Source organism: Bacillus sp. DE0042 (assembly GCF_007680225.1).
Classification (GTDB): Bacteria; Bacillota; Bacilli; order Bacillales; family Bacillaceae_G; genus Bacillus_A; species Bacillus_A wiedmannii.
In genome coordinates, this window is the sequence record NZ_VEJP01000010.1 from 140,823 (window position 1) to 157,917 (window position 17,095).

A 17,095-nucleotide genomic window follows, 5' to 3' on the forward strand; every position below is an offset into this window, starting at 1 on the left:
ATAACGAAAAGGGGATTCAGCATATGTACAAACAAATTATATTAGCATGTGACGGTTCTGAACATGCACTTCGAGCAGCGGAACATGCAACATATATTGCGAAATGTAGCGAAGAAACAAATGTTGAAGTTGTGTACGTAGTAGATAATAGAACGGCAAAATCAGATATTATACAAGGTCAAACAGATCTAGAAACAATATCGGCTAGTCGAAAAGATAAATTAAAAGAGATTGAAGGTTTATTAAAGAAAGAGAACATTTCTTATAAAATTACGATATTACATGGCGATCCAGGAGATACGATTGTTCAATATGTAAATACAGGAGACATAGATCTTGTTATCGCTGGAAGTAGAGGATTAAATACACTGCAAGAGATGGTGCTTGGTAGTGTAAGTCATAAAATAGCAAAACGAGTGAAATGCCCAGTGATGATTATTAAATAAATTGAGTGATATACTCTGTAGTGTAAGCAGGACTTTGATATAATTCAAGGTCCTTTTTGGCGTATAAAAGGGGAAGGTATGGACATACTAGATACATAAGTTTTAGAAAATGTTAACTTACAAATTTGTAAGTTTGTTGTCAGAAAAATCGATGTTATGAAATTTTTCCCATTGGTAAAATAAGAGTATCAAAGGGGAGATAGGGAGGATGGAAGTAATGAAATCATTGCAAAATTTATCATATAGTCAAGGGGTAAGCTTAATTTGTTTAGGCGGATTTGCTGCATCTGTTACGTTAGCTATTTTAATAAAGATGGTTCATCAAATCTTTTAATTTTAGAGTAGGGAAGGAATTGGTTGTTATTAATAGCAAGAGAAGTATTATAAATAAAAAATAGCTCCTAGCATGTATCTTAGTGCTAGGAGCTATTTTCTTATTTCTCTGTTTCTGCTTTATCGCTTGTTACGCTAACTTTACCCCACTTGTATTGATCTTCTGGTGTATATTTATAATCTTTTACGCGATTATTTACACCTTTTAAGTCAAATTTATAATGAAGTGGAATTAATGGTACTTCGTCATGAACTAATTTTTGCCATTTATCGTAGACATCTTTACGGTACTTTTCATCAGCAGCTTCTGGAGAAATACCTTGTTTTAATAATTCTGTGTTTTTGTCAGTAGCCCAACGTGGGTAATTGAACGCTGCATCTTTAGCCCAAATACCAGAAGGATCTGGGTCAGATCCAGTTCCCCAAGCTGCCGCGAAAAGATCAACTTTTGGATCATCTTTTTTAATCATATCGTAGAATGAGTTAAATTCATGTAAGCGACCATCAAGAAGCTCTACTTTTAGGCCGATGTCTTTCCAAGATTGAATAAAGAATTTTGCAAGTGGTTCACTTACATCGCTACCACTCATTGATAAGAAATTAGCTTTAAATTCTTTACCATTCGGATCTTCACGGAATCCATCTCCGTTCGTATCTTTATAGCCAGCTTCATCTAATAATTTTTTAGCTTTCTCTATATCTTTATCATAGGCACCAGCTTTATTGTTATGATATTTTGGTAGAGATGGTGGAATTGGTGAGTTAGCCGGATAACGTAGGCCGTGATATAATTTTTCACCAATTTCTTTTCGATCGATAGCATACGCCATTGCTTGACGTACACGAACATCTTTAAATTTCTCCTTATCCATCACTACTTCTTCTTTTTCTTTATCCATATGGCCTAATTTAAAACCGATATAGCTATAGTATAAATCAGTTTTACCGACTAATTGTGCATTTTTTAATTTACTTACATTTGGATACTGATCCGCACTTACTTCAGCAATGTCAATATCACCATTTTTTAAGGACGCGTTAACAACGGAAGGGTTAACAACTTTTAAAACCATACTTTTTAGTTTTGGTTTTCCGCCATAATAATCATCAAAACGTTCAAATTCAACGGCTTCACCTGGCGTAATTTTCTTCACTTTAAAAGGCCCGAAACCAATTGGGTTTTTACGAATTTTATCAGATTCTGCTAATTTATCGATTGGTACATCTCCTAAGTATTTCTTATGAAGAGGATATGTCCAAAGTCCAGTTTTCACTGAAGGATTCGGTTCTTTAAATGTAATCGAAATTGTTTTTGGATCCGTTACCTTTATACCCGAAATTTTTTCGGCTTTTCCATTATGGTAATCTTCCATACCTTCAATCATTTGCATTTGAGTGTCATAGCGAGAACCAGCATATTGTTTGTTACCAATTACTAGATAAGAGTATTCTAAATCCTCAGCGGTAACAGGGTTTCCATCATGCCATTTTACATTATCTTTGATTTTTAATGTAATTGTCTTTTTATCTTTAGAAATTTCATATGTAGCAGCGCCATCATTCGTGTATTCCCAGTTTTCGTCATTTGATAATAAAGATTCATCGAAAATTGTAATGACTTGGTTATCAGGATCTCCTTCATATACAGCGAAGTTCAAAAGTCCTTCAAATGGTGTGTTAGAAACAAGACCATATGTTAATGAACCATCTTTAATTTCCTTTTTATCATTTTTAACAGATGCACTAAATTTATTTGTATCTACTTTTTTTGTGCTGCTCGTTTTTTCACTACCACCACTGCCCCCACATGCTGAAAGTAGTAATGTTGAAACGGCAAGTGTACTTAATACTTTGAAAAATTTTGGCTTATTTGTCATTTCTTCCACCCCTTATCCTTTTCTTTGTCTTGCGTCGGCCGAGCGGCGTAGCGCTTGACCAATAAAATTTATACACAGCATCAATGTTAAAATCATGACTGATGCGGGTAACCAAATCCACCATTTTTCTTGTAATACATCTGGATTTCTAGCATAACTAACAAGTGTACCAAGGCTTGGTGTACTTTCTGGTAGACCAAATCCTAAGAAAGTTAGACCAGATTCAATACCGATGTTTCCAGCAAGATTTAATGTAACGCTAACAATGATAATTGAACTTAAGTTAGGTAGTACTTGGAAAAGAATGATTTTCCAGTTTGGTGTTCCTAAAGTTTTAGATGCAGAGACATAATCTAGTTCTTTTTCAGTTAATACTTTTGAGCGAATTAATCTGGCCTTTCCTGTCCATAAGAACACGCTCATAATTAAAATGAAAGTAAAAATATTGAATGTAGGAACAAGTGTAATAAATACAATTACAAGCATTAAAAATGGTAAAACCATAACAAAGTCGATAATGCGCATAATGATATTATCAATAGCTCCTCCAAAATACCCGGCAATTAATCCAATTGAAAGACCAATTAAACAAGAAAGAATAGTAATTGCTAATCCAATTGTAAAAGAGTTCCGTGTACCAATAATAAGTTGGCCGAAAATATCGCGTCCTCCATAATCTGTTCCTAACCAATGTTCAGCAGAGGGGGGAGCATAAATAGCGAATAAATCAACTCGTACAATATCTTCTTGTTTCATAATAAAAGATGTTGCGTAGACTGCTAGTAATAAGATTGCTAGGAAAATAAGTGAAAACATTGCTAATTTATCTTTACGAAGTTCTCGCCACATAATAGAGAAACCAGAAGGGCTTTTTTCGTAATGAATAACTTCAGTTTGTTTTTCAGGGTTTGCTAACATAACGTCATCTCCTTTCTTTAATCAATACGAATACGTGGATCGACGATGCTTAGAATAATATCTGAAAGGAGAGTTCCAAGTAACGTTGCAAATCCAGTAAACATAACGAGTGCAGTTATTACACTAAAATCACGTTGAGAGATAGATTGTATAAATAGTTGTCCAATTCCTGGATAGCTAAAAATACTTTCTAAAAAGATGGCACCGCCAACTAATCCTGTAATTTCATAGCCTAAGAAGGCTGCAATTGGTAAGAATGAATTTCGTAAAATATGTCTAGAATAGATTTTTGATTCTGGAACACCTTTTGCTCTTACTGTACGAACAAAATCTTTATGTTTCGTATCAATAATTTCGCTTCGTAAATATTGAACAGTACCAACTGTTGCGATTAATGCCCCGGATAAAGCTGGTAGTAGCATGTGATTCAATTTGCTTAAATAGTAAGCAAATGTACCTGTTGCAACTTGAGGATCTACGCTACCGCCGGTTGGGAATATTGCAAACTTAAATCCGAATAGGAAGAGCATAACTAGTGCAAATATAAATAGTGGTGTAGCAAAACCTAGATAGTTGTAAAGGGTAATGAGTCGATCAGCCCATGTATCATTCCAACGCCCACTTATAACTCCCAGTGGTATGGCAATTAAATAAGTAAGAATAAGAATGACAAGTGCTAAAGATACTGTATTTCCAAGTCGTTCTCCAATTAAATCGGTTACTTTCATTTTATGTGCATAGGAAATACCAAAGTCACCTTGGGCTGCATTTTTAATCCAGCGAACATATTGTGTTGGAACTGGGTCATTTAATCCAAGCTTTTCACGTTGTTCTTCAATCACTTTTGGATCCGCTTTTGGATTCATTGCTTTGCCAGTTAAGGCATCGCCTGGCATTGCCTTAGCTAGTAGAAAGACAAGTACACTTAACACGAATAATTGCGGGATCATCACTAAAAATCTCCGTAATATAAACTTCCACATGTTTTATCACTCCCTTATGGTAATGCCACCCGGTGCGTTGGCGAGATTGCTTTTAAGTCATAAGCACGACCGTTTTCATTGAAATAATTTTCGTATGATTTCTCGTATTCAGAGCTTACTTGTTGACGGAGCTTACGCTGTCTCTCTCTGTTTTCAGGACGAATATCAGGAATTGCTGATATTAGGCGCTTCGTATAAATATGTTGCGGATTACTATAAATTTCTGCACTAGTTGCTTCTTCGACGATGCGTCCGCGATACATAACACCGATACGGTCACACATATGACGAATTACACCTAAATCATGACTAATGAATAAGTATGTTAGTCCGAGCTCAGCTTGTAAATCTTGCAAGAAGTTTAATACTTGTGCTTGTACAGAGACATCAAGCGCAGATACTGGCTCATCAGCAATAATAAGCTTAGGTTTTAATGTAAGAGCGCGTGCAATACCAATCCGCTGCCTTTGCCCGCCGGAAAATTCATGTGGATATTTATAAATTGACTCTGGATTTAGACCAACTTTATCAAGATATTCTTGAACCGCTCTACGTTCTTCATCAGGTGAGAGCTTCTCAAAATTTCGAAGAGGCTCAGCAATAATGTCGAGAACACGTTTCTTCGGATTTAATGATGAATAAGGATCTTGGAAAATCATTTGAATATCTTTTCGTTGTTCACGTAGCTCAGAGCGACTTAATTTTGTTAAATCTCTATTATTAAAATGAATGCTACCCTCTGTTGCTTTCGTTAAATGCATAATTGCTTTACCCGTTGTTGATTTGCCACTTCCTGATTCACCAACGATCCCATATGTTTCACCCGGTTGTAATTCAAAACTTACACCATCGACAGCACGCACGTAATCTAATGTGCGGCCGAAGAAGCCACCTTTAATTGGAAAATGTACTTTTAAATCTTCTACTTTAAGCAGTGCCATGAGTTACGTCATCTCCTTTCTTATCTTGGAAGTTGAAATGCTTGTAGCAAGTACAACGTACCCAATGGTCTGGTTTTACTTCATGTAAAATTGGATTTTCCTCGTGTTGATCAGGTCTAATCCATGGAATTCGAGCTTGGAAGCGACAACCTGTGCGAGGAAGCTTCGCTAACGAAGGAACCACCCCTTGAATTACATGCAATTTTTCTTTTTCACCATACGCAGATGGAATGGAGTTTAATAGAGAACGAGTATATGGGTGAAGAGGATTGTTAAAAATCTCTTCAACTTTTCCTGTCTCTACAACTTGTCCAGCGTACATAACGACGATACGATCGGCTGTTTCTGCGACAACACTTAAATCATGAGTAATTAAAATGATGCCCATTTTCGTTTGTTCTTGAATAGATTTTAGTAAGTCTAAAATTTGTGCTTGGATGGTTACGTCAAGAGCCGTTGTTGGCTCATCCGCAATAATGAGTGCTGGGTTACAAGCAATTGCAATTGCGATAACAATTCTTTGTCTCATTCCGCCAGATAATTCGTGTGGGTATTGTTTATATGTAAGTTCTGGTTTTGGAATACCAACTTGATGAAGTAGTTCTAAGGTGCGTTCTTTTTTTTCAACTTTTGAAAGGCTTGTGTGGTAGTCTAAGTTTTCTTCGATTTGTTTTCCAACTGTCATGAGAGGATCGAGTGCTGTAAGAGGTTCTTGGAAAATCATACCGATGTTTGATCCGCGTACTTTATTCATCTCTGCGGCTGACATAGTTAGTAAATCCTTATCTCTATAGTTAAGCTGCCCTTGTAATTTTGTATTTGCTTCATTATGCAATCGCATAATAGAAAGGGCAAGTGCACTTTTTCCGCAACCTGATTCACCAACTATCGCGACAATTTCATTTTCATGGACAGTTAACGAAACATCATCTACTGCTGCATGATAGTGATCTTGTATGCGAAAGGAAGTCTGTAAGTTTTCAATGCGAAGAAGTGGATTCTTCATGGCTATCCCTCCATCTTTTCAGAAAAGACTAAATATTTTGTATGTTGTTGTTATTTTAATATAAAATGACAATGTTTGACAAGCATAATTTGAGAAAATATTCAAAAATCTTTTTATACAAAAATTGAATGCAGTTGTATTAGTAGTTGAGGTGTTTTGGAAGCGCTAACATATATGTGAGAGGGAAATAAATCTTTTGTAAGAAAAAAGTATTATATGTAGAAAAAAGAGAGGTGTTCTGGAAAGAACAGTCTCTCTTTTTTTGATAAGAATAATATTAGTACTTAAGCTTGTTTTGGTTTTGCAGATCCTGTCTTTAAAGTAAGAGCAAGGAAGAACATTGCAAGTACACAAGATACAAGTAATAAGATGAATCCGCCATCCCATCCGAATGCATCGACGATAAAGCCCATAGCTGCGCTAGCAAAAGTAGCTCCACCTAGGTAACCGAAGAACCCAGTTAAACCAGCTGCAGTTCCAGCAGCTTTTTTTGGTGCTAAGTCTAGTGCGTGTAGGCCGATTAACATAACAGGTCCATAAATTAAAAATCCAATTGCGACAAGTGCGATACTATCAATCATTGGATTACCAGGAGGATTTAGCCAGTAAACAAGAACGGCGATAAATACACCAACCATAAATAAAATACCAGCAGGTGCGCGGCGCCCTTTAAACAGTTTATCACTCATCCATCCGCAAAGAAGTGTACCTGGAATACCAGCCCATTCGTATAGAGCATAAGCTGTGCGAGAGCTACTATGAGTAAAACTTTTTTCCTCTACTAAATAAGTAGGAGCCCAGTCTACAACGCCGTAACGTACGAAATAAACGAAAACGTTCGCAATAGCGATGTACCATAAAAATTTATTGTTTAGTACGTATGTAAATAAAATTTCTTTTACTGAAAGTTCGCGTTCTCGATCTTTTACTTTTTCATCTGCTGGATATTCTCCAGTATGTTCTTCAATAGAAGGTAATCCACAAGATTGAGGTGTATCTCTCATCGTAATTAATACATAAATACCAACTAAAATTGAAAGAATACCTGGGAAGTAAAAAATACTATGCCAGTCATTTGCAAAGAAATATAACCCTAATGTTACAAGAGAAGGCATAAGTGCGCCACCGACATTATGAGCGACGTTCCAAATAGACATTTTTGTACCACGTTCACTAATAGAGAACCAGTGAACCATCGTACGACCACAAGGAGGCCAGCCCATACCTTGTACCCATCCATTTAAAAACTGAAGGACAAACATAAGTATAATGCTCGTTGTAATGAAAGAAAATGAGCCGAAAATAATATTAATGATACCTGATAAAAATAGCCCAGCTGCTAAAAAATAGCGAGGATTACAACGGTCGGATACGATACCCATAAGAAATTTACTTAATCCGTAAGCGATAGAAACTGCTGAAAGGATAACCCCAAGTTCCCCTTTACTAAAGCCTTGTTCGATTAAGTATGGCATCGCTAGTGAAAAGTTTTTTCGAACAAAGTAGTAACCTGCGTAGCCGATGAAGATACCTAAGAATACTTGTAAACGTAATTTACGGTATTCGCTATCAACGCGATCAGCTGGTAAGCGTTCCGCGTGGGGCGCAGGCTTAAATAATTGTGTGAAAAACATAAAATGAAAATCCTCCCCTAATGAATTCGAAATGTTGTAAGTCAGAGAGAATATAAAAAGGCCATGAAATATAAAAAAGTTTCCTTTTTTATGATTCATAGCCGTATACTCCGATTCTCCGTGACTGTCAATATTAACTTCGTCGAAAATTATACAACTTTGTGACAGAAATGTAAACGTTTTTATAAATAAAAAGTGTTGACGGATTTTGTTCGTGGTATTAATATTTAAATACATTAAATATTTTATTGCTTAAATAAGAGGTGGATAACATGCCAAATGATATGACGCATATCGATAAAATTCAAGCTCTTGCCTTTTCGATTGGAAAGAAAATGCAGACGGAGTTATTAGAACAAATGCAAGCAACAGGACTTACACCACCGCAGTTTTATATTTTAAAGATTTTAGATCATTACGGTGCTTCAAGAGCGACAAAATTAGCAAAAAAGATGTATGTAAAGCCTAGTGCAATTACAGTGATGATTGATCGCCTAATTGACCAAGAGCTTGTAGAACGCTATCACGACAAAGATGACCGTCGTGTTGTCATCATTGAGTTAACAAAAAAGGGGAAAGCTAGAGTAGAAGAGGCAATGACCGCTCGTAATGAGCATATTGCAAAATATTTCTCACATTTAGAATTACAAGAAAGAGAAGATTTGTTACGCCTCTTTGAGAAGTTAGAAACAATTATTTGCGGGACACAAGAGAAAAAAGAGAATAACTAAGAGGAATTGAGGAGATTACATGGAGCAACAAGAAAACATAAATAGAAAGTTGCTGTTAATTGGTTTAATAATCGCGATGCTATTTGCTGCATTAGATGGAACCATTGTTGGTACAGCAATGCCGCGTATCGTCGGTGAACTAGGCGGATTAAGCTTAATGACATGGTTAACAACAGCTTATATGTTAACATCAACGACAGTTGTACCAATTGCAGGTAAATTAGCGGATTTACTTGGCCGTCGTAACGTATATATTACAGGGCTAGTTATCTTTATGGTTGGTTCGGCGTTATGTGGTATGGCAAATGGTATGACGGAATTAATTATTTTCCGTGGTATTCAAGGTCTTGGTGGCGGTATTATGATGCCAATGGCTATGATTATTATCGGAGATATGTTTACGGGAAAAGAACGTGCGAAATGGCAAGGTATTTTTGGTGCGTTATACGGTCTTGCTTCTGTAATTGGACCACAAGTGGGTGGCTGGATTGTAGACGCAGTGAACTGGAGATGGGTATTCTACATTAACTTACCAGTTGGTATTTTAGCAACAATCTTTATTGCAATGGGATTAAAGTCACATAAACAAACAGGACCGATCAAAATTGATATTGCTGGAATCTTTACGATGATTCTCGGTGTTGTAAGTTTATTACTTGCATTAACGTTTGGCGGAAAAGATTATGCATGGGGTTCTTGGCAAATTATCTGTTTATTTGCATTAGCTCTAATTGGTATTGTTAGCTTTGTTATCGTTGAAACGAAAGCAGAAGAACCAATTTTACCGATGCATTTCTTTAAAAATCGCACGTTTACAATACTGAATGCGATTGGTTTCTTTATGAGTATCGGAATGTTCGGTGCGATTATGTTCGTACCATTCTTCATGCAAGGAATTGTAGGAGTAAGTGCTGCTGAATCAGGAACAATCATGACACCGATGATGATTACAATGATTGTTATGAGTATTATTGGTGGTCAACTTGTATTAAAAGTTGGTGTGAAACCACAAATTATTACAGGGATGCTTATTATGGCTGGTGGTTTCTGGTTATTAACAACGATGGATATGCACACGACTAAACTTACTGCTACTTTTTATATGAGTATTATCGGTTTAGGAATGGGTCTTGTTATGCCGACATTAACATTAGCGTTACAAGAAAGTTTCCCGAAAAAAGATCTTGGAGTCGTAACATCATCAAGTCAGTTCTTCCGTCAAATCGGTGGAACATTTGGTATTACAATTTTAGGGTCAATCATGAATAACACTTCAGGTACAACATTAACAAATAAATTAGTACCTGTATTAGATACGTTCCCGAAAGAAGCGGGACAAATGGTAACGAAATTTAAAGATATGATTCATACAGACCCACAAGGTTTATATTCGATGCTATTTAGTCCAGAAGCATTAAAACAAATGCCAGAAGCATTCGCTAACAGCATTGTACCAATTTTGAAAAACTCCTTAGTAGACTCACTTCATACTGTATTCCTAACAGGATTAGTATTCATTGTAGTGGGTGCTATCTTTACGATTTTCTTACAGAAGATTAAACTATCAGATCGTAAAAAAGACGCTGAAGAGCCTTCTGCACAGGAAAAAGAACAAACTGTATCATATTCGTAATGAAAAAGCATCGCCTTATGGCGGTGCTTTTTTGAGTATAACCTTAAAAGCTTTTTTGTGAGAAATGATTGACGTATTTCTAGAAATACGTTATATTATTTTCTGTAAACGGTTACATGAAATGGAGAGGAAAGAGAATGAGTACGATTAAAGACGTTGCAAAATTAGCGGGAGTATCTGTTGCGACCGTTTCCAGAGTGTTAAATAAAAATGGATATGTTCATGAAGATACATTAAAGAAAGTAGAGCGAGCAATTGAGATGCTAGATTATAAACCTAGTACAGTAGCGCGTTCACTGTATAATAAAAAATCTCGTTTAATTGGCTTAGTTGTTCCAAATATCGTGAATCCATTCTTTCCAGAAGTTGCACGTGCCGTAGAAGATGTAGCGCATAAGCAGGGATACACAGTTGTCCTTTGTAACTCTGATGAGAGTTTAGAGAAAGAAAAGCAATATATTGATGTACTTAGGCAAAATAATGTGGATGGATTTATTGTAGCAACAAATCCACAAAATAGTGTTAATTACATGAAGTTGTCTGTTCCAGTTGTTGCAATTGACCGTATGTTTAATGAGCGTATTCCTACTGTATATGCAGATAACTATGCAGGGAGTCAGGCTGCGACAAAGTTATTAATAGATAAAGGCTGTAAACATATTGCGCATATTCGCGGACCGCGTGACGTAAGCACGGCTAATGAGCGTTTTGAAGGTTTTGTAGACGTTATTACGCAAAATAATCTTTCTTATATGATTGCAGAGAGTACATTTGATCCAGCTAATAGTGAGCGTGTAGCGGTGGAATTATTAGAAGAATACCCACATATTGATGGAATTGTTGCTGGAAATGATTTAATTGCAATAGGTATTGTAAAGGCTGCACTTCAAAAGGGGATTTCTATTCCGGATAATTTACAAATTATCGGATTCGATGGAATTTCTTTAACAGAAATGATGTATCCATCTATTACAACTGTTGCACAGCCAATTTATGAAATGGGGAAAATTGCAACAGAGCTGTTGTTAGAGCAGATGGAAGGAAACGTATTAGAAGAGAAACACTATCGTTTACCGATTGAAATTATAGAACGAAATACAACGAAGTAAGGAGATGAAACAGATGCCAAATATTGCAGTAGTAGGTAGTATTTCAATGGACTTAGTGGCTGTTTCAAAAAAACGTCCGAAAGCAGGAGAAACAGTAATTGGTGAAGCATTTCATACAATCCCGGGAGGGAAAGGAGCCAATCAAGCGGTTGCTGCAGCTAGATTAGGCGCAAATGTAGCGATGGTTGGAGCGGTAGGAAACGATAATTATGGAACTGTAGTTAGGAGCAATTTAGAGAACGAACGCGTTTTTATCGACTATGTGGTACCGGTTACAGATACAGCGACAGGAATTGCTCATATCGTTTTAGCAGAAGAGGATAACAGTATTGTTGTCGTGCAAGGGGCGAATGCTCTTGTAAATGAGTCGGTTGTAGATCGTTCAAAAGATCTTCTTATAAAAGCAGATATGGTTGTTCTTCAACTAGAGATTCCACTTGAAACAGTAAAATATGTATTGGCTATTTGTGAGGAGCATAATATTCCAGTTATGTTAAATCCAGCGCCAGCACAAGTGTTATCAGAAGATATTTTAGAAAAGGCAACTTATATTACGCCAAATGAACATGAGTGCCGCATCGTATTAGATGATTTCACATCAGCAATTGAAGATTTACTGGCTAAATATCCAAATAAACTATTGATGACAGAAGGTTCTAAAGGTGTTCGTTTCCATAATGGTACGGAGATTGTGCATGTTCCTAGCATCGCTGTTGATGTAGTAGATACGACTGGAGCTGGTGATACATTCAATGGTGCATTAGCAGTTGCGCTTTCTGAAGGAGAAACACTTCAAAAAGCAATTCGTTTTGCGAATATTGCTGGTGGCCTTTCTGTAACGAAACTTGGAGCACAGGGCGGTATGCCAACGAGAGATAGAGTACGTGAAGTGCAGGTGATTGTCGGATGAAAAAGCACGGTGTATTAAACAGTGAGATTGCATCAGTCCTTGCTTCACTTGGGCATACAGATACAATTGTAATCGCAGACTGCGGGTTACCAATTCCTGACGGAGTAAAACGAATTGATTTAGCAGTTGAGATTGGAAAACCTAGATTTTTAGACGTATTGCAAGTGGTAGCCGATGATATGGCAATTGAAAAAGTAACGTTAGCAGAAGAAGTCATTAACAATAATGCGGAAGTAAATAAAGAGATCGAGCTGAAATTAATAGAGCCAGCGTTTGAATATGTATCGCATGAACAATTTAAAGAGCACACGAAGAAAGCGAAGGCGATTATTCGTACAGGAGAGGCTACTCCTTATGCCAATGTAATTTTACATGCAGGCGTGATTTTTTAATAAAAGGAAGTGATGGGAATGCGTATTGAAATGAAAAATATTTCAAAGGCGTTCAATGGCAATCCTGTTTTGAAGAATGCACAGTTTAAGATTGAAACAGGGGAAGTCCATGCATTGATGGGGGAAAATGGAGCGGGTAAATCAACGCTCATGAAGATTTTAACAGGTGTATACAAAAAAGATGGTGGAACAGTCACGATTGATGGACAAGAACGAACTTTTAAAAATGCGAAAGAAGCAGAAGAGTATGGTATTGCATTTATACATCAAGAATTGAACATATTATCGAACTTAACAGTAGCTGAAAATATGTTTCTCGGTAAAGAGTTAATGTATGGGAAGACAGGTGTTTTACGTACGCGTCAAATGAACGCGATTGCGCAGCAGCAACTAGCGGAGTTAGGGTTACATGTAAAAGGCGCTATGTTGGCAGGAGAGTTATCGGTTGGACAACAGCAAATTATCGAAATTGCGAAAGCGTTAATGACAAACGCGAGTGTTATTATTATGGATGAACCTACAGCTGCATTAACAGATCGTGAAATTGAAACGTTGTTTACTGTCATTAATAAATTACGTAAAGAAGGCGTTTCGTTCGTTTATATCTCACACCGAATGGAAGAAATTTTTTCAATATGTGATGCCATTACGATTTTACGTGATGGGGAATACGTAGGAAAGAGACTTATTCCGGAAACATCATTTGATGAAGTAGTGAGTATGATGGTGGGGCGCAGCATTGGTGAACGTTACCCAGAGCGAAATAGTCAAATTGGCGATGTCATTTTTGAGATGCGTAACGGAACGAAAAAAGGGAAGTTTGAAAATATTTCGTTTCAAGTGAGAAAAGGTGAAACCCTTGGTGTTGCTGGCTTGATGGGAGCTGGCCGTACAGATATTATGAAAGCGATATTTGGATACGAACCTTTAGATTCTGGCCAAATTTTTATAAATGGACAAGAAGTAAAGATTGATAGTCCGATAGATGCGATTAGACAAAGAATAGCTTTTATTACAGAGGATAGAAAATCTGAAGGGTTAGTTTTAGATTTCTCAATTCGAGAAAATTTAGCTTTACCGAATTTAGAAAGTCTTTCAAAGGGAAGTGTCTTAAGTAACGAACTAGAACAACAGTTTACAGCGGATATGATGAAACTTCTTAATGTGAAAGCAGCTAGTGGAGAGCAAGCGGTGAAATCTCTTTCTGGTGGAAATCAGCAAAAGGTTGTTATTGCAAAATGGCTAGGTATCCACCCGCAGCTACTCATTTTAGATGAGCCAACAAGGGGTGTAGATGTTGGAGCGAAAAAAGAAATTTACTCTATTATGAATAAGCTTACTGAGCAAGGAGATGCCGTTATTATGGTATCATCTGAGCTTCCAGAAGTTTTAGGAATGAGTGATCGCGTTCTTGTTATTCATGAAGGAAAAGTCGGCGGCATTTTAGAGAAAGATGAGGCATCACAAGAGTCTATTATGGCACTAGCTACAGGGGGAGAGTAAGGATGGCTAAGAAGGGGAATGTATTACAACAACTTGGTTCTTTAATCGGTTTAGTATTAATTATCGTCGTAATTACAGCTTTAAATCCAGCATTTATTGAGATTCCAAATCTATTTAATATACTGCGTCAAGTATCGATTAATGCGCTTATTGCATTCGGAATGACCTTTGTAATTTTAACAGGGGGTATTGACTTATCGGTAGGTTCTATTTTAGCATTATCAAGTGCACTTGTTGCTGGAATGATGGCAAGTGGCATGGACCCGTTCCTTGCGATGGCAGTTGGATTATTAGCTGGTCTTGTAATGGGGATTGTAAACGGTATCATCATAGCGAAGGGAAAAGTAGCTCCATTTATTGCAACTTTAGCAACAATGACTATTTTTCGCGGGTTGACGCTTGTTTATATGGACGGACGTCCGATCACTGGTCTTGGTGATCATTTAATGTTCCAAATGTTTGGCCGCGGTTATTTTCTCGGTATTCCGGTACCAGCTGTTACAATGATGGTCGCTTTCGCAGTACTGTACTTCATTTTGAAGAAAACGACATTTGGTCGCCGTACATTTGCAATTGGTGGAAATGAAGAAGCAGCAGCATTATCAGGTATTAATGTTACGAGAATTAAAGTAATGATTTACGGTCTTTCCGGAATTTTGGCAGCGCTTGCAGGTATTGTCTTAACATCACGACTAGATTCTGCACAGCCAACTGCAGGTACTTCTTACGAATTAGATGCAATTGCAGCAGTTGTATTAGGTGGAACAAGTCTTTCTGGGGGAAGAGGATGGATTGTTGGTACATTCATCGGTGTACTAATTATCGGTGTACTAAATAACGGTTTAAATTTATTAGGTGTATCTTCTTTCTTCCAACAAGTTGTAAAAGGACTTGTAATCTTACTAGCTGTATTAATTGATCGTCGAAAAGAAGCGTAATGGAGGGACAGTTCATGAAGAAATGGTTACTTATACTCGTTGCATGTATTATGGTCATTACTGCTGGTTGTTCAATGGAACCACCAGAATGGGCAAAGGATTCTAGCGATAAAGGTCGAAATAAAACTATTAAAGTTGGATTCTCTGTTTCAACTTTAAACAATCCTTTTTTTGTAACTTTGAAAAAGGGTGCAGAAAAGAAAGCGAAAGATAGCGGCATCGAGTTGATTGCTGTTGATGCACAAAATGATGCAGCAAAGCAAACGAACGATGTTGAAGATTTAATTCAAAAAGGTGTCGATGTAGTTGTTATTAATCCGACCGATTCAGATGCTGTTGCTTCAGCAGTAAGTGCGGCAAATGCAGCGAATGTCCCTGTTATTACAGTAGACCGCGTCGCAAATTCAGGTAAAGTTGTTTCTCACATTGCCTCTAATAATATTGAAGGTGGTCAAATGGCTAGTGATTACATTCGTGAATTAGTTGGCGGGGGAGCAAACGTTGCTGAATTAGAAGGAATCCCTGGCTCTTCTGCTGCTCGCGAGCGTGGGAAAGGATTCCATAACGTAGCGGATAAGTCTTTAAAAGTAGTTGCAAAACAAGCGGCTGATTTTGATAGAGCTAAAGGATTATCTGTTATGGAAAACATTTTGCAAGCAAATGGTGATATTAAAGCTGTGTTTGCGCATAACGACGAAATGGCATTAGGGGCACTTGAAGCATTGAAGTCTGCTGGAAAAACGGATGTAGTCGTTGTTGGGTTTGATGCAACAGAAGATGCTGTAAAAGCGGTTAAAGATGGGCGTATGGCTGCAACAGTTGCTCAAAAACCGGAATTAATCGGAGAGAAGGCGATGCAAACAGCAAAAGAGATCACGCAAGGTAAAAAAGTGGACAAATCTATTCCGATTGAATTAGAGCTTATTAAGAAAAATAAATAAATATAAAATGAAAATTAGGAAGGAAGAATAATAAATGAAATTCTTTATTGATACAGCAAACATTAATGAAATTAAAGAGGCAAATGCATTAGGCGTAGTAGCTGGAGTAACGACAAACCCATCACTTGTAGCAAAAGAAGGCGTAGATTTCCACGAGCGTATTCGTGAAATTTGCAGCTTTATAGAAGGACCTGTAAGCGCAGAAGTAATTAGCTTAGAAGCTGATAAAATGATTGAAGAAGGAAAAGAATTAGCGAAAATTGCTCCAAACGTTGTTGTAAAAGTTCCAATGACAACAGAAGGTTTAAAAGCAGTAAAAGCATTCTCTGACTTAGGAATTCGTACAAATGTTACATTAGTATTCTCAGCAGTTCAAGCATTACTTGCAGCTCGTGCTGGTGCAACATACGTTTCACCATTCTTAGGTCGCTTAGACGATATCGGTCATAACGGTATGGACCTAATCCGCCAAATCGCAGAAATCTTTGCAATTCACGGCATTGAAACAGAAATCATTGCAGCATCTGTACGTCACAGTGTTCACGTAACAGATGCAGCATTAAACGGTTCACATATTGCAACAATCCCAGCAAACGTAATTGCTTCACTAGTGAAACATCCATTAACAGATCAAGGAATTGAGAAATTCTTAACTGATTGGGAAAAAACACAAGAGAAATAATAGAAAATCGAGAATCCTAGTTTAATTGACTAGGGTTCTTTTTTGGTTAAAAGAATTTTCATGCAATTTTGCATATTGTCTTTTAAATTTGTTATATAAGCTATTTAATATATATCAA

General features: G+C 37.0%; 17 protein-coding genes. 11 read left to right on the top strand and 6 right to left on the bottom strand.

Annotated features, from left to right (window positions below):
* The first annotated feature begins 23 nt into the window (after positions 1–23).
* Together FS802_RS27395 and FS802_RS27400 are read left to right on the top strand one after the other, a co-directional pair.
* Complete coding sequence (locus tag FS802_RS27395; protein WP_000277996.1) at positions 24–446, top strand: universal stress protein; 423 nt, start codon at positions 24–26, stop codon at positions 444–446.
* 208 nt (positions 447–654) lie between these two features.
* On the top strand, positions 655–780 hold the full coding sequence (locus FS802_RS27400; protein ID WP_000453509.1) for a DUF4027 family protein: 126 nt from the start codon (positions 655–657) through the stop codon (positions 778–780).
* A 100-nt stretch (positions 781–880) separates the two neighbouring features.
* Here FS802_RS27400 and opp4A read toward each other — a convergent pair whose 3' ends face one another.
* From opp4A to glpT, 6 genes are all read right to left on the bottom strand, one after another.
* Positions 881–2,656: an oligopeptide ABC transporter substrate-binding protein gene (gene opp4A, locus FS802_RS27405; RefSeq protein ID WP_000182624.1), complete on the bottom strand. Its 1,776-nt coding sequence runs from the start codon at positions 2,654–2,656 to the stop codon at positions 881–883.
* A gap of 12 nt (positions 2,657–2,668) precedes the next feature.
* The gene (locus FS802_RS27410; protein ID WP_000880734.1) at positions 2,669–3,574 is read right to left on the bottom strand and encodes an ABC transporter permease; all 906 of its coding nucleotides are present in this window, start codon (positions 3,572–3,574) and stop codon (positions 2,669–2,671) included.
* Positions 3,575–3,591: 17 nt separating this feature from the next.
* Positions 3,592–4,557, bottom strand: a complete 966-nt coding sequence (gene opp4B, locus FS802_RS27415) for an oligopeptide ABC transporter permease (protein ID WP_033657692.1) — start codon at positions 4,555–4,557, stop codon at positions 3,592–3,594.
* A gap of 14 nt (positions 4,558–4,571) precedes the next feature.
* On the bottom strand, positions 4,572–5,498 hold the full coding sequence (locus FS802_RS27420; RefSeq protein WP_001196372.1) for an ABC transporter ATP-binding protein: 927 nt from the start codon (positions 5,496–5,498) through the stop codon (positions 4,572–4,574).
* A complete protein-coding gene (locus tag FS802_RS27425) occupies positions 5,485–6,504 on the bottom strand; it encodes an ABC transporter ATP-binding protein (protein ID WP_000795364.1) in 1,020 nt (339 codons plus the stop codon). Before FS802_RS27425 ends, FS802_RS27420 begins: the two co-directional genes overlap by 14 nt.
* 284 nt (positions 6,505–6,788) lie before the next feature.
* Positions 6,789–8,138, bottom strand: a complete 1,350-nt coding sequence (glpT, locus tag FS802_RS27430) for a glycerol-3-phosphate transporter (RefSeq protein ID WP_098654581.1) — start codon at positions 8,136–8,138, stop codon at positions 6,789–6,791.
* A gap of 272 nt (positions 8,139–8,410) precedes the next feature.
* Here glpT and FS802_RS27435 point away from each other — a divergent pair, with 272 nt between their 5' ends.
* The 9 genes from FS802_RS27435 to fsa all read left to right on the top strand — a co-directional run bounded on the left by FS802_RS27435 (position 8,411) and on the right by fsa (position 16,977).
* On the top strand, positions 8,411–8,869 hold the full coding sequence (locus FS802_RS27435) for a MarR family winged helix-turn-helix transcriptional regulator (protein WP_001132358.1): 459 nt from the start codon (positions 8,411–8,413) through the stop codon (positions 8,867–8,869).
* Between the two features lie 19 nt (positions 8,870–8,888).
* Positions 8,889–10,502: an MDR family MFS transporter gene (locus tag FS802_RS27440; protein ID WP_098654582.1), complete on the top strand. Its 1,614-nt coding sequence runs from the start codon at positions 8,889–8,891 to the stop codon at positions 10,500–10,502.
* Between the two features lie 137 nt (positions 10,503–10,639).
* Positions 10,640–11,611 (top strand): ribose operon transcriptional repressor RbsR, encoded by a 972-nt coding sequence (gene rbsR, locus FS802_RS27445; protein WP_000104028.1) that lies wholly within the window; start codon positions 10,640–10,642, stop codon positions 11,609–11,611.
* A gap of 13 nt (positions 11,612–11,624) precedes the next feature.
* Entirely contained in the window at positions 11,625–12,521 is an 897-nt protein-coding gene (gene rbsK, locus FS802_RS27450) for a ribokinase (protein ID WP_144525630.1), read from the top strand.
* On the top strand, positions 12,518–12,913 hold the full coding sequence (gene rbsD / locus FS802_RS27455; RefSeq protein WP_144525632.1) for a D-ribose pyranase: 396 nt from the start codon (positions 12,518–12,520) through the stop codon (positions 12,911–12,913). The genes rbsK and rbsD overlap by 4 nt, the downstream gene beginning before the upstream one ends.
* Positions 12,914–12,931: 18 nt before the next feature.
* Positions 12,932–14,416, top strand: a complete 1,485-nt coding sequence (rbsA, locus tag FS802_RS27460; RefSeq protein ID WP_098654584.1) for a ribose ABC transporter ATP-binding protein RbsA — start codon at positions 12,932–12,934, stop codon at positions 14,414–14,416.
* A 2-nt stretch (positions 14,417–14,418) separates the two neighbouring features.
* The gene (locus FS802_RS27465; RefSeq protein ID WP_001074645.1) at positions 14,419–15,354 is read left to right on the top strand and encodes an ABC transporter permease subunit; all 936 of its coding nucleotides are present in this window, start codon (positions 14,419–14,421) and stop codon (positions 15,352–15,354) included.
* Between the two features lie 14 nt (positions 15,355–15,368).
* Positions 15,369–16,295: a ribose ABC transporter substrate-binding protein RbsB gene (gene rbsB, locus FS802_RS27470; RefSeq protein WP_000758981.1), complete on the top strand. Its 927-nt coding sequence runs from the start codon at positions 15,369–15,371 to the stop codon at positions 16,293–16,295.
* A 34-nt stretch (positions 16,296–16,329) separates the two neighbouring features.
* Positions 16,330–16,977, top strand: a complete 648-nt coding sequence (gene fsa, locus FS802_RS27475; RefSeq protein ID WP_098654585.1) for a fructose-6-phosphate aldolase — start codon at positions 16,330–16,332, stop codon at positions 16,975–16,977.
* The last annotated feature ends 118 nt before the right edge of the window (positions 16,978–17,095 follow it).

Coding starts and splice junctions, on each gene's coding strand:
- rbsK (WP_144525630.1), top strand. CDS start 11,625: ATGCCAAATATTGCAGTAGTAGGTAGTATTTCAATGGACTTAGTGGCT.
- rbsR (WP_000104028.1), top strand. CDS start 10,640: ATGAGTACGATTAAAGACGTTGCAAAATTAGCGGGAGTATCTGTTGCG.
- FS802_RS27465 (WP_001074645.1), top strand. CDS start 14,419: ATGGCTAAGAAGGGGAATGTATTACAACAACTTGGTTCTTTAATCGGT.
- FS802_RS27395 (WP_000277996.1), top strand. CDS start 24: ATGTACAAACAAATTATATTAGCATGTGACGGTTCTGAACATGCACTT.
- fsa (WP_098654585.1), top strand. CDS start 16,330: ATGAAATTCTTTATTGATACAGCAAACATTAATGAAATTAAAGAGGCA.
- opp4A (WP_000182624.1), bottom strand. CDS start 2,656: ATGACAAATAAGCCAAAATTTTTCAAAGTATTAAGTACACTTGCCGTT.
- FS802_RS27435 (WP_001132358.1), top strand. CDS start 8,411: ATGCCAAATGATATGACGCATATCGATAAAATTCAAGCTCTTGCCTTT.
- rbsD (WP_144525632.1), top strand. CDS start 12,518: ATGAAAAAGCACGGTGTATTAAACAGTGAGATTGCATCAGTCCTTGCT.
- opp4B (WP_033657692.1), bottom strand. CDS start 4,557: ATGTGGAAGTTTATATTACGGAGATTTTTAGTGATGATCCCGCAATTA.
- glpT (WP_098654581.1), bottom strand. CDS start 8,138: ATGTTTTTCACACAATTATTTAAGCCTGCGCCCCACGCGGAACGCTTA.
- FS802_RS27440 (WP_098654582.1), top strand. CDS start 8,889: ATGGAGCAACAAGAAAACATAAATAGAAAGTTGCTGTTAATTGGTTTA.
- rbsB (WP_000758981.1), top strand. CDS start 15,369: ATGAAGAAATGGTTACTTATACTCGTTGCATGTATTATGGTCATTACT.
- FS802_RS27410 (WP_000880734.1), bottom strand. CDS start 3,574: ATGTTAGCAAACCCTGAAAAACAAACTGAAGTTATTCATTACGAAAAA.
- FS802_RS27420 (WP_001196372.1), bottom strand. CDS start 5,498: ATGGCACTGCTTAAAGTAGAAGATTTAAAAGTACATTTTCCAATTAAA.
- FS802_RS27400 (WP_000453509.1), top strand. CDS start 655: ATGGAAGTAATGAAATCATTGCAAAATTTATCATATAGTCAAGGGGTA.
- rbsA (WP_098654584.1), top strand. CDS start 12,932: ATGCGTATTGAAATGAAAAATATTTCAAAGGCGTTCAATGGCAATCCT.
- FS802_RS27425 (WP_000795364.1), bottom strand. CDS start 6,504: ATGAAGAATCCACTTCTTCGCATTGAAAACTTACAGACTTCCTTTCGC.